This is a genomic window from Roseateles sp. GW823-FHT07B05 (genome assembly GCF_058794515.1).
In genome coordinates, this window is record NZ_JBXAGX010000005.1 from 247,149 (window position 1) to 261,934 (window position 14,786).

The following is a 14,786-nucleotide window of genomic DNA, read 5'->3' on the forward strand; positions in this document are numbered from 1 at the left end:
CAGAATGCGCCGCTCGCGCGGACAGCGCGCGGCCAGCAACGAGATCGGGAGTCGAATGAATCACCAAGCCCTGTCGTCCTTCATCTGGCAGGTCGCCGACCTGCTGCGGGGCGACTACAAGCAGAGCGAGTACGGCAAGGTCATCCTGCCCTTCACCGTGCTGCGCCGGCTGGACTGCGTGCTGGAGGCCACCAAGCCCGCCGTGCTGAAGGAGAAGGCCGCCAAGGAGGCCGCCGGCCTCAACCCCGAGCCCTTCCTGCTGCGCAAGGCCGGCGGCATCGGCTTCTACAACGCGCACGAGCTGACGCTGCCCCGCCTGCTGGGCGACCAGGACAACATCCGCCAGAACCTCTATGCCTACGTCCAGGCCTTCTCGCCCGCGGCGCGGGACATCTTCGAGCGCTTCGAGTTCCTGACCCAGGTGGAGCGCCTGGCCAAGGCCGGGCTGCTGTACCTCGTCACCGAGAAGTTCGCCAACATCGACCTGCACCCCGAGGCCGTGGACAACGCCGCCATGGGCGCCGTGTTCGAGGAGCTGATCCGCAAGTTCGCCGAAATCTCCAACGAGACCGCCGGCGAGCACTTCACGCCGCGCGAGGTCATCCGGCTGATGGTGAACCTCATCTTCATCGAGGACGGCGACGTGCTCACGCCCGGCAACGCCGTGGTCCGCACCATCTACGACCCCACGGCCGGCACCGGCGGCATGCTGTCGGTCGCGGCCGAGCACCTGCTGGCGCACAACCCGCAGGCGCGGCTGACGATGTACGGCCAGGAGCTCAACGACGAGTCCTACGCCATCTGCAAGGCCGACATGCTCATCAAGGGCCAGCCGGTGGAGAACATCGTCGCCGGCAACACGCTCAGCGACGACGGCCACGCCAGCAAACGCTTTGACTACATGCTCTCCAACCCGCCCTTCGGCGTGGAGTGGAAGAAGGTCGAGAAAGCCGTGCGCGACGAGCACGAGAAGCGGGGCTTCAACGGCCGCTTCGGCCCCGGCCTGCCGCGCGTCAGCGACGGCTCCATGCTCTTCCTGCTGCACCTGGTGTCCAAGATGGCGCCGGTCATCAACGGCGAGGGCGGCAGCCGCTTTGGCATCGTGCTCAACGGCTCACCGCTGTTCACCGGCGGCGCCGGCAGCGGCGAGAGCGAGATACGCCGCTACGTGCTGGAGAACGACCTGGTGGAGGCCATCATCGGCCTGCCCACCGACATGTTCTACAACACCGGCATCGCCACCTACGTCTGGATCATCTCCAACAAAAAGCCGGCCGACCGCAAGGGCTTCGTTCAGCTCATCGACGCGAGTTCCTTCTGGCAGAAGATGCGCAAGAGCCTGGGGAGCAAGCGCAAGGAGATGAGCGACGAGCACATCGCCACCGTCACGCGGCTGTTTGGCAACTTCACCGAGGCCGAGTTCATCACCGTGCTGGATGCCGATGGCCAGGCCCAGGGTGAGCCGGTGCTGGTGACCGGCACCGACACGCCGCCCACGGCACCCGCGGGCGGGCGCCTCAAGCGCGTGCCCATCAGCCGCATCTTCCGCAACGAAGACTTCGGCTACACCACCATCACCGTGGAGCGCCCGCTGCGCGATTAGGTCGGCCAGCCCGTGCTGGGCCTGAAGGGCAAGCAAAAGGGCAAGCCCCAGCCCGACAGCGCGCTGCGCGACACCGAGAACGTGCCGCTGGGCGAAGACATCGCAGCCTACTTCCAGCGCGAAGTGCTGCCTCATGCGCCCGACGCCTGGGTGGACGAGGACAAGAGCAAGGTTGGCTACGAGATCCCGTTCAACCGCCACTTCTACGTCTTCGAGCCGCCGCGCTCGCTGCAGGCGATCGATGAGGAGCTGAAGGCGGTGTCGGGGCGCATCCTGGCGATGCTGGGGGAGTTGGCGGAATGAGGCTGCCGAGGTATCCGGAGTACCGAGATAGCGGCGTCGCTTGGCTGGGCTCAACTCCTCAGCATTGGGCGATCGTGCAGAGCCGGCGCTACTTCAAGGACCGCAACGAGCGCGCGCGTGAGTCAGATCGACAGCTCACTGCTTCTCAGAAGCGCGGCATGCTGTACCAGGCTGACTTCATGCAAATAGAGGGACAAAAGGTCACCCAGGTGATCCTCGGCGCCGACATCCTGAAGCATGTGGAGCCGAACGACTTCGTGATCAGCATGCGCAGCTTTCAGGGCGGGTTGGAGTGGTGCGGCCTCCAAGGTTCTATGAGTTCGGCCTACGTTGCGTTAACGCCGAACGAATCGATCTATCCGCCGTTCTTTGCACACCTCTTCAAGAGCGGTCCGTACATCCAAGCGCTCCAAGCTACAACGAATCTCGTGCGCGACGGGCAGGCCTTGCGGTTCTCGAACTTCGCCCAGGTTCCACTGCCCTTGATGCCACTTCCGGAGCAGCGGGCCATCGCAGCCTTCCTCGACCACGAAACCGCCAAGATCGATGGGCTGATTGCGGAGCAGGAAAAGCTCATCGCGCTGCTGGCCGAAAAGCGCCAGGCCACCATCTCCCACGCCGTCACCCGCGGCCTGAACCCCCAGGCCCCCATGAAGGATTCCGGCGTGCCGTGGCTGGGGGAGGTGCCGGCGCATTGGGCCGTCAAGCGGATGAAGCAGCTGGTGGTGGAGGGAATTGCAGGGCCGTACGGCTCGTCGCTGACGAAGGACATGTACACCTCGCAGGGCTATCGTGTTTACGGCCAGCAGCAGGTTATCCCCGGCGACTTCTCCGTTGGCGACTACTACATCAGCGAAGAAAAGTTCGCTGAAATGTCGCGCTATGTCGTCGCCGAAGGCGACTTGCTGGTCAGTGTGATGGGCACCATCGGCAGAGCCGCTGTTGTTCCTGCCGACGCCGAGCCAGGAATCATCAATCCTCGGCTCGTTCTGTACCGAGTCAATCGGGAACTCGTCCAGCCAAACTACATGCAGTTGTTCTTGAGCGCGCCGTCAAGCCAGCGCTACTTTGCGCTTGCAGCTCAGGGGACCACGATGGAGGGCCTGAACATGTCTTCGATCGGTGCGCTCTGGGTGGCTGTACCACCGTTGCACGAGCAGGGCGACATCCTTGCTGCCGTTCAGGCTGAAACCTGCCGGCTTTCGGCGGCTACTCATGAGGTCGAAACTGCGGTCGCGCTTCTCAAAGAACGCCGCTCCGCCCTCATCGCCGCCGCCGTCACCGGTCAGATCGATGTGCGCGGATTCGCCGCCGCCTGAGGCCCGCCATGACTGTCGCCACGCCCAAGACCATCCAGATCTTCCTGACCAGCGGCGAGCCCACGGGCATCCGCGTGGCGGAGATCACCACGCGCATCGTCCAGGTCATCGACGTGCCGCGCAAACGGCTGCCGGAGTTCTTTGCGATGCCGGAGAGCACGCAGGTGGCCGTCTACTACCTGGTGGCCGTGCCCGAGGATGGCGGCTCGCCGCAGGTCTACATCGGCCAGACGGGCGACCTGCGCACGCGGCTGGCCGATCACGACAAGAAGAAGGACTTCTGGGAGCGGGCGCTGGTGCTGGTGTCGCGCACGCAGTCGCTGACGCAGACGCATGCGCTGTTCCTGGAGTGGCTGAGCATCGAGACTGCGCGCCGTGTGGGCCGCTACGCCGACTCCAACGGCAACGCCGGCAGCCGCCCGCACACGCCGGCCCCGCTGGAGGCGGACTGCCGCGAGGTGTTCGAGACCGGCCAGATCCTGCTGGCCACGCTGGGCCATCCTTTGTTCGCGGCGCTGCCGCAGGCGGATTCCCAGGCTCGGGCGGCCGAGTTGTTCTTCTGCCACTCCGGCGGCGCCGCGGGCCGGGGGCTCTACACGTCGGAGGGTTTCGTGGTGCTGGCCGGTTCTGTCGGGCGGCTGGCGCATGTGCCGTCCATCCAGGGCACGAGCGATGCCAACTTCCGCGACAAGCTGCTGCGCGACGGCGTGATGGTGGCCGAGGGCGACACGGTGAAGTTCACCCGCGACCACCTCTTCCGCTCACCCAGCATGGCCGCCGTGGCGCTGCTGGGCCGCACGGCCAACGGCTGGCTGGAGTGGAAGACCGAGGGCGGGCTGACGCTGGATGCGGTGAAGCGGCAGGCGATTGAGAGGGAGGGGCCGAATGCATCTTGATTGGGGCAAGGGCCAAGCTTGAATGCGATTTCTGGCAAAAAAATACGCCCGATATCTAATAATGGTAGAAAAGTTGTGCCGCTGGTGATTTTTCCGGTCGCTGCTGGCGACGCTGTCGTGGTTCGTGGCGGGTGATGTGATGAAAAAGTCTTTCCAAGGTTTGGTTCTGGCAATAATTCTTGAGAGCTGAAGTTTTTTCAGCGCGAGAACGCCCCACTGACATGAGCGACATTGGCTACGCCTGGATTCAGGATGCCGTGGGCGCCCCCGACTTCCTGGGGGCGCAGCGGGCTCGCCTGGCTTCCGTGACGCGCATTGAGCGCCAGCCGGACGGCAGCCTGCTGGTGCCGCACAAGCTGGCGCCTGAACCCACCCTGGGGCAGCAGGCGCTGTTTGCCCTGAAGCATGAAGGGGTGAACCTGGCGCTGCTGTTGAGCGCTGTGCAACGCATGCCGCCGCAGGAACTGGCGGCCTTGGTGCAGGCGGCGCCCAACAGTGTTTACGGGCGCAAGCTGGGGCATTTGTGGGAGCGTTGGCACGGGCAACGGCTGCCGGGCCTGGACGGCTTCAGCGTTGCCTCGGCCTATGCCCCGTTGTTCGACCCCGAGCAGTATTTCGTGGGCCCGGCCCGGCGCGACGCCCGCTGGCGCATCGAGTTCAACGGCCTGGGTGAGCTGGGTTTCTGCCCGGTGGTGCGCAAGACCCCGGCGCTGATGGTCCGGGTACAGAAGGATGTGTTGGGCAAGGCCCAGGCCTTTGCCGCCGAGGTGGGGCCGGCGCTGCTGGAGCGCGCCATGACCTGGGCCTATCTCAGCGAAACCGAGGGCTCTTTCGCCATCGAAGGCGAGGCGCCGACGCACGACAAGGCCGCGCTGTTTGCCGCCCTGCTACGACGCGCTCATGAGCAGCGCCCGCTGACCGAAGACCTGCTGGTGGAGTTGCAGAACGCGGCCATCTCCAACCCATTCGACAAGGCGGCACAGTTCCGCACCGAACAGAACCGCTTGCAGAAAGACGTGCCTGGTGCGGCCGGCGTGACCTACGTGCCGCCGGCGCCGGAGCTGGCCGTGGCCTTGATGGACGGGTTGATGCGCCTTGCCAACCAGCGCCCACCCACGCTGGATGCGCTGGTGCACGCGGCGGTGGTGTCGTTTGCCTTTGTGTTCATCCACCCGTTCATGGATGGCAACGGGCGCTTGTCGCGCTTCCTGATTCACCACTGCCTGGGGCAGTCAGGCCTGCTGCCGCCGCAGTTCCTGCTGCCCATTTCGGTGGCGATGAAGAAGCACGAGGCCGACTATCTGAAGGCCCTGACCGCCTTCAGCAAGCCGGCGCGCGGGCTGTGCCAGGTGACGTGGGCGGGAGACGAGCATTACGGCTATGCGTGGGCAGCTAATGCGGACGTCTGGTTCCGCTGCATGGACCTGACCGAGGCGGCCGCCTTCACGCTGGACATGGCAGAAGCGTCGCTGGACACGCACATGCGCCAGGAGGTGGCCTTCCTCGGCATCTTTGACCGGGTGAAACGCCATATCGATGCCCGGCACGACCTCCGCGGCAGTGATCTGGCGACGCTGATCGTGACCATCTTCCAGAACGGCGGCACGCTGTCGAGCAACCGGCGCAAGCGCTACGCTGACCGTGTGCAGCCTGAGGTGATGGACGCCATTGAGGCCGCTGTGCACCTTGCCATGAACGGCCAGGCGCTGGATGACGAAGCGCCGGATTGAGACTGCCGTGTAGGCTACGCTGCACATCACACCAAACGGGGAGTTTGAGTGCCGTCCCTGCACCAAGAGGTCCACTTCGAGACCGAGATCTGCGCTTATCTGGGCCAGCAGGGCTGGCTCTACGCCGAGGGCGATGCGGCGCAGTTCGACCGCACTCAGGGTTTGTTCACGCCTGACCTGCTGGCCTGGCTGCAAGCCACGCAGCCCGAGGCTTGGGAGCGGTTGAGCAAGACGCACGGTGCCGCCTTGCCTCAGCTGCTGGCCGAGCGCGTGCGCAAGAACCTGAACGAGCGCGGCACACTGGACGTGCTGCGGCGCGGCGTGGAGATGCTGGGCCTGCGGGCGCCGCTGGACCTGGCGCAGTTCAAGCCCGCGTTGGCGCTGAACCCGGCCATCCAGGCTCGCTATGCCGCCAACCGGCTGCGCGTGGTGCGGCAGGTGAAGCACTCGCCCAATGCGACCAACGATGCGCTGGACCTGGTGCTGTTCCTGAACGGCATCGCCGTGGCCACGCTGGAGCTGAAGAGCAACTTCACGCAGAGCGTGCAGGACGCGGTGGATCAGTACCGCTTCGACCGGCTGCCTCAACCGAAGGGCGGCCTGTTGACGCTCGCCGAAAACTGACCCGCAAAACGGGGTGACGCTCGCGCAAAACTGACCCACGCAAAACACACTGACCTGCTCAACGGATGAGCAGGGGAAGCAGGAGTGATCAGCGTGGGCATGTTGGCCAAGATCAGACGGATGCACCTGCGAGATGGACTGTCCATCCGCGAGGTGAGTCGACGCACCGGGTTGTCCCGGAACACCGTTCGGCAGTGGTTGCGCCAGGAAGGGGTGACCGAACCCAAGTACCCCAAGCGAGAGGCTGCCAGCGCGGTGGACGCCTGGGCTGAGCATCTGGCGTCGGCGCTCAAGGCCGACCAGCACCGGCCGGTGCGCGACCGGCGCACGGTCAAGATGCTGTTCGAGCAGATACGCGCCCTGGGCTACGCCGGCAGCTATGCCCGTGTGACCCGCTGGGTGCGGGCTTGGCGCGCTGAGCAGGACGCCGCGCCGCGGCGTGCCGCCTTTGTGCCGATGAGCTTCGAGCTGGGTGATGCGTTCCAGTTCGACTGGAGCTGCGAGTACGTCTTCGTCGGCGGCCTGCGCCGGCGACTGGAAGTCGCGCACACCAAGCTCGCCAGCAGCCGGGCCTTCTGGCTCACGGCCTACCCGACGCAGAGCCACGAGATGTTGTTCGACGCTCACGCACGCGCCTTCCAGGCGCTGGGCGGCGTGCCGCGTCGAGGCGTGTACGACAACATGAAGACCGCGGTCGACAAGGTCGGCGTCGGCAAGCAGCGTTCGGTCAACGCGCGCTTCCAGGCCATGTGCTCGCACTACCTGTTCGAGCCTGAGTTCTGCAACCCGGCCTCGGGCTGGGAGAAGGGCATCGTCGAGAAGAACGTGCAGGACCGCCGGCGCCAGGTCTGGCGCGAGGCCAGCGAGAGGCGCTGGCCGGACCTGGCCACGCTCAATGCGTGGCTGGCGGAGCGCTGCCGCGCCTGCTGGGCCGAGACTACGCACCCCGAGTGGTCGGCGCTGACGGTGGCCGAGGTGCTGCAGGACGAACAGGCCCGGCTGATGCCGTACCCGAGGCCCTTCGACGGCTACGTCGAGCAGCCGGTGCGTGTCTCCGCTACGGCGCTGGTGCACTTCCAGCGCAACCGCTACAGCGTGCCGACGCGGTACGTGAACGCCGTGCTCAGCCTGCGCGCCTACCCAGACACGCTGGTGCTGGTGGCCGACGGTGTTGAGGTGGCACGGCACACCCGCAGCTTCGAGCGTGACCTGACCTTCTACGACTGGCAGCACTACATCCCGCTGGTGCAGATCAAGCCCGGCGCCTTGCGCAACGGCGCACCCTTCAAGGCCATGCCCGAGGTCATACAGACCCTTCAGCGCCACCTGCTGCGCCACGCGGGTGGCGACCGCGTCATGGCACAGGTGCTGGCGGCTGTGCCGGTGCATGGCCTGGAGGCTGTGCTGGTGGCCGCAGAGATTGCTCTGGAGGCCGGACGCCCCAGCGCCGAGCACGTCCTCAACGTGCTGGCGCGGTTGAAGGACGGCGCCACGGCCCTCCGTGAACTGGCCCAACCCACACCGGCGCTGAAGGAAGAACCCCGCGCCGACGTGCAGCGCTATGACGCGCTACGCAACCCACAGGAGGCACGCTCATGAGCACGGAGATCGTCACGCGGCTGAAGGCGCTCAAGCTGCACGGCATGGCGTCCAACTGGCCCGAACTGGTGGCGCATTGCCGCCACGCGGCGCTGGAACCTGAGCAGCTGATCGAACAACTGCTGGACGCCGAGGGCGCCGAGCGCAACGTGCGCTCCATCGCGTACCAGATGACGGCCGCGCGCTTCCCGGCGCACCGGGACTTGGCGAGCTTCGACTTCGACGCCAGCGCGGTCGACGAGGCATTGGTGCGCAAGCTGCACACGACGCAGTTCACCGAGGCCGCGCACAACGTGGTGCTGATCGGCGGGCCGGGCACGGGCAAGACGCATCTGGCCACGGCGCTGGGCATCGAGGCCATCCAGCGACACGGCAAGCGAGTGCGCTTCCAGTCGACGGTGGAACTGGTCAACGCGCTGGAGGCGGAGAAGGCGGCTGGCAAGGCCGGGCAGATCGCGCACCGGCTGATGTACGTGGACCTGCTCATCCTGGACGAGCTGGGCTACCTGCCATTCAGCCAGGCCGGCGGGGCGCTGCTGTTCCATCTGCTGAGCAAGCTCTACGAACACACCAGCGTGGTCATCACGACCAACCTGAGCTTCGGCGAATGGGCCAGCGTCTTCGGCGACGCCAAGATGACCACGGCGCTGCTGGACCGGCTCACGCACCACTGCCACATCGTCGAGACCGGCAACGAGTCCTGGCGCTTCAAGCACAGCAGCACGACCGTCGCGGCGGCACGTGCCCGATCCACTCAACGCAAGAAAGGAGACCCCAAGACCTCAGAGATATCCACAGACACAGGCTCCCTCGGGTAGCCTTCAGGGGTGGGTCAGTTCTGCACGAGCGCCCCGGGTCAGTTCGCTGCGAGCCTCAACATACACCGCCCTTCCAGCTTGGGTTCCCGGCGCCGGACAGGCGCGCAGACAGCCTCGCCAGGAACGCGGGATCTAACTTTGCGCATTTCTGAGAGCAGAAGATCCTGCGCTGGATTCGGCTCTCGTGGTCTACAAAGACCCGGTGGCAGGTCGGGCAGCTCCGAGGTAGCTTGTCCTTCTTCGTGGGGCTACTGCGGTGGCGGAGACCGCAGGCCTTCGAGCAGGTCATGACGTGGGCGTGGCTGGGCGGAGACGAGAACAACTCTTCACAGACTGCGCATGCACGCCGCATCGCCGGGGTGTTCCTCGCATACATGCACGCCCGCGAGCAGTACTTTCGCCCCGATGCGATTTCGTTCGCCCGCACAGTGAAAGATTGCTGACACACGGTGCAAGTCAGGCTGCCTCGCGTCGAAGTCCGTGTTCCTCGAAGCTGCGCAGCACACTGTGGTGAGCACGTCTGCTTGCTCTTCTGTTGCGCCGTGCGGGCGAAGGGGGCGCCGCAGGTCACGCAGTTGGACTGTGTCAGGTGCGCCTGCTGACGCTCCCGCGAGATAAGTTGATTTCTACAAGTCGTGCTGCATGTTCGCACTCGCCTGAGCCGCGCCGTGAAGGACTCGCCACACATCGTGCAGATCTTGATGGGCACGGCGGAAATCCTAGCCGCCACGCTCGGCCATCAGCAAGCCCGCGGCTGATCCTCCTCCCTATGTACGGAAGTACTCGACTGCGCGCTCGAACCGGCCTCTCAACTGCGCATGAGGAGGCGATCCAGACGATGGGTCAGAGAACCTGGATCTCCACAGGCATCTCGGCCGCAACAGCAATCTGCTGTGCAACGAGCGCATACAGATCCTGCTCGGCAGTCGGTGCTTCGATGGAGATCAGCAGGCTGTACCGAGCTGCGCGGTCGAAGCGACCGTGAGACGGCCGATTGCGCCACCAGCCCATCGCCGGAAATATTGCCAGCTGTCCGCGATTAGCTAACTGCGCCGCTGTCCCCGTCCAACTATCCGACAGCAGCGAGCCGCGCGTGCGCAGCCGCTCGCCTATGGCCCAGCCTGGATCACTGCCGCCGCCGCCAGCCAAGCCCTGCTCCTCGGCGGCCGCCTGCGCGTTGATCCGGCCACGGAAGGCCGCTTCGGTTTCCAACGGTCGCCGCACGGCAAAGCGCAGCGCGTGCGACTGGTAGGCGTACTTGTCGATGCCTCCCCGCTCCCCCGGATTCGGTTCGATGAAGTGCGAGAGCGTGACCCGCAGCGTGACAGGCAGATCGCCCAGCTCTTGAAGAACCTCGATGGGCCACGGCAGATCGTGCAGGTGCATCTCGCGCGTCTTCACCGCGCTGTCGATCTTGTGATACGGCTGGATCTCGTCCTGCACGATCATCGTCAGCGAGTTGCCAGCGCTGTACAGGACGCGCTCCAGGCTGGGCACGCCATAGCCGCAGTGACGTAGCAACTGGCGCATGGTGGTCTGGTTGCGCAGGCCGCCCGGCGTGTAGGCATCCAGCATCGGCTGGGTCCAGCGTGCGGAGTGCACCATCAGGCCCCGGATGGTTTCCGGCCAGAAACTGGGGTAGGCCGCTGCGATGCGCGCACACATGCCCGCGGCTAGTCCAGTGGCTGCACTGGTGGCCCAGCTGAGTGTGAACAGCCGCTCATGCGGCTGATGGCCGGTGGTCAGCAAGGACAGGCTGTCCATGGAACTGGTGAAGCCCGACGGGTCGATGGCGGCGTTGCCACCCTCCATGACGATGTCCGGCTTGAAGGGCCAACCGGGCTGCCAGGTGGCCGATGTCGTCGTGTAGGGGCTTAACCCGCCGGCGCTGGCGATGGGTTTGTACGCGGGGGCATCCGCCGAGATGGTCGTCAGCTCGGAAAATGCCCCGACCGTCAGCGCGTTCCAGGCCTGGCCCGGGTCATGGACAGAGCTGGTGGTCAAGCTGTCCGGATAGGCTGCCCACGCGGCGCTGTCATTGATGTTGCCCGCGGAAAGGACGAAGAGGCGCCGCGTGGCGCCCTGCCCTTCGTAGTCGCATGCCAGCCGGTCAACTTGGGCGGACCAGGATGATGGCCGGCCCCGGTCGCGGTCGTCGGTGGATGACACCGCCATTGCGAAGACGCGACGGCGCTGGGCATCGGTGATCTCCACACGAGCCACCGCTTCCGCCGTGATCGCGCCAAATGACTCGCCCTCGTTGTCGCCCGGCCCGCGCAACACCTTCACGGACTCGAGCCGGTGCGGAACCACCAGCGGCGCATCCTCGGCCAGCGCCGCCGTGAGGTCGCCCATCAATGCCAGGCCAGCAAGCTCGCTGCCGTGGCCGTTTACGTCGTCCGGCCCCCAGTCCGGCTCGACGGCGTGGCGGTCCTTGTCGTCCACGAACGGTGCGAGTAGCGGGTGCCCATGGTTCACGCCAGTGTCCAGCAGCGTCACGTACGCGTTGCCGGTCGGCTCCGGGAGCAGCCTCTGCAGCAGATCGTCTTGCCAGTGGGCCTGCTCTTCGAGCGCCAGGTTGTTGAAGAACTCGGCCGTCGTCTTGGCACGCCGGATCTCCGCGATCATGTTCAGCACCAGAGACGACTGCAGGAACTGGTTCTTGGTGCCGTGGACCTGGGCAACCATCCGCTCGGGAAAGTGCAGCACGCGGTCGCTCACCAGCAGTCCTGCCATGTCGGCCACCTTGCGGAAGTCGGCCATCGTGCGCTCGGCATGAGCGCCGAGCGACAGCCATGCTTCCCACCAGATGGCCTCGTCAGCGTTGCCAGGCAACGCGGCGACTGCATCCGTCCAGAGCGAATCGAAGGTCGCCACGCGCAGCGCGCTGATGGCATCTACCAGCGCCTGGTGATCCAGCGGGTCGCCGTTCTTGTTGGTCTTGCCTTCGACGTATTCGGTGATCAGCTTCTCGAAATGATCCAGCTTCCCTTGTGGCACGAACACGGTGGCCAGGATCTGCGTGCCCTGGTGCCGGACGTTCATCAGCTCGATGCCGCGATGGTCGCGGGCGAGGCTCGCGGTGGCCATGGCCACGCCCTGCTCGCTCTCGAACTCGACCTGGATGCCGATCGCGCTCTGTACGCCGGCCGCCTTCTGCTCGGCCACGCGCTGCTGTTGGGCGACGGCGACCTGCGCCAACTGGGCGCGCAACGCGCCGGCATGATGCTGCCGGTCCTTCGCCGGCACCGCCGCTTTGTCGCCGCCGCCGCTCTGCTTGGCGGTATAGCCCTCGACGCTGCGGGTATCCTGTGGGAACAGGTGCGGACGGTGCTGCTGGTCGTCAGTAGCCATTCAGCGGATGCGCACTCAGACCTTCGCCACTGGCGTGCGACGACGCACGGCCTGGCGTTGTTGCAGGAGGGCTTTGACGTCATCGACTAGCACGCTGACTTGGTCGTGCATCACGGCTTCTTTGACCGCATCGCCGACGGCGCGCGTGATCTCCGCGTGGCTCAGCCCGACCGCTTCGGTCGTCAACGCCGCGATCGCCTTCGTCGACTTCAGGTAGCTGCCCAGGCGCATGCGCAGCAACGCACGAATCTCGTCGGCGGATGGCACGTGGTACTCGACCAGGTCATCGAAGCGCCGGAACAGAGCCTCGTCAAGAATGTCCACGTGGTTGGTGGCGGCGACGATGACGCTGCTGGACTCGTCCTGCTCAATCATCAGCAGGAAGCTGTTGAGGATGCGCCGGATCTCGCCGACATCGTTCGCCATGCCGCGCTGGCTGCCGATGGCGTCGAACTCATCGAAGAAATACACGCCTCGGGTGGAAGCCACCGCATCGAAAACCTGACGCAGCTTGGCGGCCGACTCGCCCATGAACTTGGTGATCAAGGCGTCCAAGCGCACAACGAACAGGGGGATCCCCAACTCACCTGCCAGTGCCGCCGCGGTCATCGTCTTGCCGGTGCCGGAGGGGCCGACGAGCAGCAGCTTGCGACGCGGGTGCAGGCCGTGGCTGCGCAGTTTGCTCAGATGCCGCTGCTCCTTCAAGACACGTTGCAGCCCAGCGAGCACCGGCTGAGACAGCACCATGTCCGACAGTCGGCTCGACGGGTAGGACACGCTGAGCAGCGAGGCCAGTTCGCCCTTGGGGCGGGCCAGCGGGATGGCGCCATCGGCGGCACCTGCGTGCCGCCGCGACTTAGCGGCGTCGAGCAGGTCGCGCAGCTCCTCGGCGAGCTTGCCGTGGCCCTGCTTGGCCTCGTGTGCGGCCATCTGCATCGCCACCGAGTAGAAATGGCGTTCGTCTCCCTCCGCATACGAGCGGAACAAGGCTTTGAGTTGATCGCCGTTGGCCATGACTTCCCCATTGTCACGTAGGTGCGCCTGCACAGCAGGCGCCTAGGGTTTGCACGATCGCAACCTTCCGGCAGGTTGAGCGGCCTGGCGGAGGCTCCCGGGCGGCCAGGGCGCCGCAGTGGTAGCGCCGCGAAGCATCTGCTCTGTAGGCTTCGCGGCGCAATCGATCAGCGCGCGCGGTCCTCGGTCGTGCGCTTCCCCTTCGAGATCATGATGTCGGTGAAGCTCCTTTGCCTCTTCGGCACGACGGGATCGACAGCCAGCCCCAGCGCCGCAGCGAAGCGGCGGGGGTGGGTTTCGATGAAGGGGCGCACGCACCGCCACAGCGCGCTGCTGGCGACCGGGTCGTCGTCGATGCGCACCTTCTCGTAGACGGCCGCCGCCAACGCGCGCTTGGCCTCGATCGACAGCTTCTGCGGCAAGACGAGCCCGTGCGGCGCTGCGACCGAGGCGTTGAAGCAGGCGCGGACCTTCAGGAGATGGGTGCTGTTGCCGACCATTGCGGAGCCGTTCATGCGCCCGCCGGTCAGTGGCAGGATCAGGAGGTGGCAGTGCGGGGCGCCTTCGTCGAGGTGCAGGTCTGCGCTCAGGATGTTGTCGTAGCCGCCGTACCAGTTGGATGCCCAGTCGATGCAGCGAGAGAAGTAGCTGTTGATGTTCAGGTTGATACCCGGAGGCAACGAGAAGACGAGTCCCAGGCAGCGGACGGCGTCGTGGCGCAGCTTCTTGATGCCGGCGGCGAGCATCTTCACCTCGGCGCGCTCCACAACCTCGGTGGCGGAGTCAGGGCCCCACAGCACCTCGTTCAGGTGAGACTCTGCCGGCTTGATACGGCCGTTGGTCAGTTCCGCCAGGATCTCGCGCTTGTTGTGACGGGCGGCCGTGAGGATGATGTTCTTGCCCTTCAGCTTCTTGATAGCGACGAAGGCGTCGCTCGGCCCGAGCGCGGCGTCGAGTTCATTGAAGGAGTCCTTGTACGTGGCCTCGGTCACGCGGGTCTGGCTGTAGGTGGCCTTGGTGGCGGTCTTGTTCTTCATGTGCACTCCTCGATTCAGCAAGCGGCCTTCCGGCGGGTGGCAATCCAGGAATCGAGGTCTGCGCGCATGACGCCGGAAGCACGGCCGCCGAGCTTGATGAGCGTGATCTCGTTGCGCTTGGTGAGCTCGTAGAAGGCGCTGCGCGAGATGCTCAGGTAGGCAGCAGCTTGCCACGGGCGCAGAACGGCGGGGTGAACGGGAGTGATGTCGACGGAGAACGTCATTGAGGTTTCCAAGTGGAAGTGGAAACCGGGCCATTTGTTACGCAGCAAAGTGCATAATCGAAGCTGTCTACGCGACAGCCAAGCCGGCACCGGTTTGGTTATGAAGGGCTTGGAGTTGGCGCTCCAGGCCCTTCGCCTTTCATGGCCAAGGCTGCCGGAATCCATGTGGACTCTGTTGGACAGCGGTGGTCACGAGCCTAATTGTCCCTGGCGTTTTGGGCTGAATCAGGGCTTGGCAGCCGGCATCACTCCCCGTGACTGAGCC

General features: G+C 65.5%; 10 protein-coding genes and 2 pseudogenes. 8 read left to right on the top strand and 4 right to left on the bottom strand.

Going from position 1 to position 14,786, the window contains the following annotated elements; genetic code table 11:
- Window positions 1-55: 55 nt before the first annotated feature.
- The 8 genes and pseudogenes from AC1Q7O_RS13520 (at window position 56) to AC1Q7O_RS13555 (ending at window position 9,335) form a co-directional block, all read left to right on the top strand.
- Window positions 56-1,906 (top strand): annotated as a pseudogene (locus AC1Q7O_RS13520) (type I restriction-modification system subunit M).
- A 158-nt stretch (window positions 1,907-2,064) separates the two neighbouring features.
- Window positions 2,065-3,225 (top strand): restriction endonuclease subunit S domain-containing protein, encoded by a 1,161-nt coding sequence (locus AC1Q7O_RS13525; protein ID WP_492659584.1) that lies wholly within the window; start codon window positions 2,065-2,067, stop codon window positions 3,223-3,225.
- Window positions 3,226-3,233: 8 nt separating this feature from the next.
- Complete coding sequence (locus tag AC1Q7O_RS13530) at window positions 3,234-4,121, top strand: GIY-YIG nuclease family protein (RefSeq protein ID WP_492659583.1); 888 nt, start codon at window positions 3,234-3,236, stop codon at window positions 4,119-4,121.
- Window positions 4,122-4,342: 221 nt separating this feature from the next.
- On the top strand, window positions 4,343-5,851 hold the full coding sequence (locus tag AC1Q7O_RS13535) for a Fic family protein (RefSeq protein WP_492659582.1): 1,509 nt from the start codon (window positions 4,343-4,345) through the stop codon (window positions 5,849-5,851).
- Window positions 5,852-5,899: 48 nt separating this feature from the next.
- A pseudogene (locus AC1Q7O_RS13540) lies at window positions 5,900-6,451 on the top strand (type I restriction endonuclease); the annotation flags it as partial.
- Window positions 6,452-6,574: 123 nt separating this feature from the next.
- Window positions 6,575-8,074 carry an IS21 family transposase gene (gene istA / locus AC1Q7O_RS13545; RefSeq protein WP_492659581.1) on the top strand — a complete coding sequence of 500 codons (1,500 nt, stop codon included), beginning with the start codon at window positions 6,575-6,577 and terminating at the stop codon, window positions 8,072-8,074.
- On the top strand, window positions 8,071-8,892 hold the full coding sequence (istB, locus tag AC1Q7O_RS13550; RefSeq protein ID WP_492659580.1) for an IS21-like element helper ATPase IstB: 822 nt from the start codon (window positions 8,071-8,073) through the stop codon (window positions 8,890-8,892). The genes istA and istB overlap by 4 nt, the downstream gene beginning before the upstream one ends.
- Before the next feature lie 230 nt (window positions 8,893-9,122).
- The gene (locus tag AC1Q7O_RS13555) at window positions 9,123-9,335 is read left to right on the top strand and encodes a hypothetical protein (protein WP_492659579.1); all 213 of its coding nucleotides are present in this window, start codon (window positions 9,123-9,125) and stop codon (window positions 9,333-9,335) included.
- Between the two features lie 400 nt (window positions 9,336-9,735).
- Here AC1Q7O_RS13555 and AC1Q7O_RS13560 read toward each other — a convergent pair whose 3' ends face one another.
- From AC1Q7O_RS13560 to AC1Q7O_RS13575, 4 genes are all read right to left on the bottom strand, one after another.
- On the bottom strand, window positions 9,736-12,246 hold the full coding sequence (locus AC1Q7O_RS13560; protein ID WP_492659578.1) for a S8 family peptidase: 2,511 nt from the start codon (window positions 12,244-12,246) through the stop codon (window positions 9,736-9,738).
- 15 nt (window positions 12,247-12,261) lie between these two features.
- The gene (locus AC1Q7O_RS13565; RefSeq protein WP_492659577.1) at window positions 12,262-13,260 is read right to left on the bottom strand and encodes an AAA family ATPase; all 999 of its coding nucleotides are present in this window, start codon (window positions 13,258-13,260) and stop codon (window positions 12,262-12,264) included.
- 167 nt (window positions 13,261-13,427) lie between these two features.
- On the bottom strand, window positions 13,428-14,297 hold the full coding sequence (locus AC1Q7O_RS13570; protein ID WP_492659576.1) for a plasmid recombination protein: 870 nt from the start codon (window positions 14,295-14,297) through the stop codon (window positions 13,428-13,430).
- A gap of 14 nt (window positions 14,298-14,311) precedes the next feature.
- Window positions 14,312-14,521, bottom strand: coding sequence for a helix-turn-helix transcriptional regulator (locus tag AC1Q7O_RS13575; protein WP_492659575.1), 210 nt, complete (start codon window positions 14,519-14,521; stop codon window positions 14,312-14,314).
- Between the last annotated feature and the right edge of the window lie 265 nt (window positions 14,522-14,786).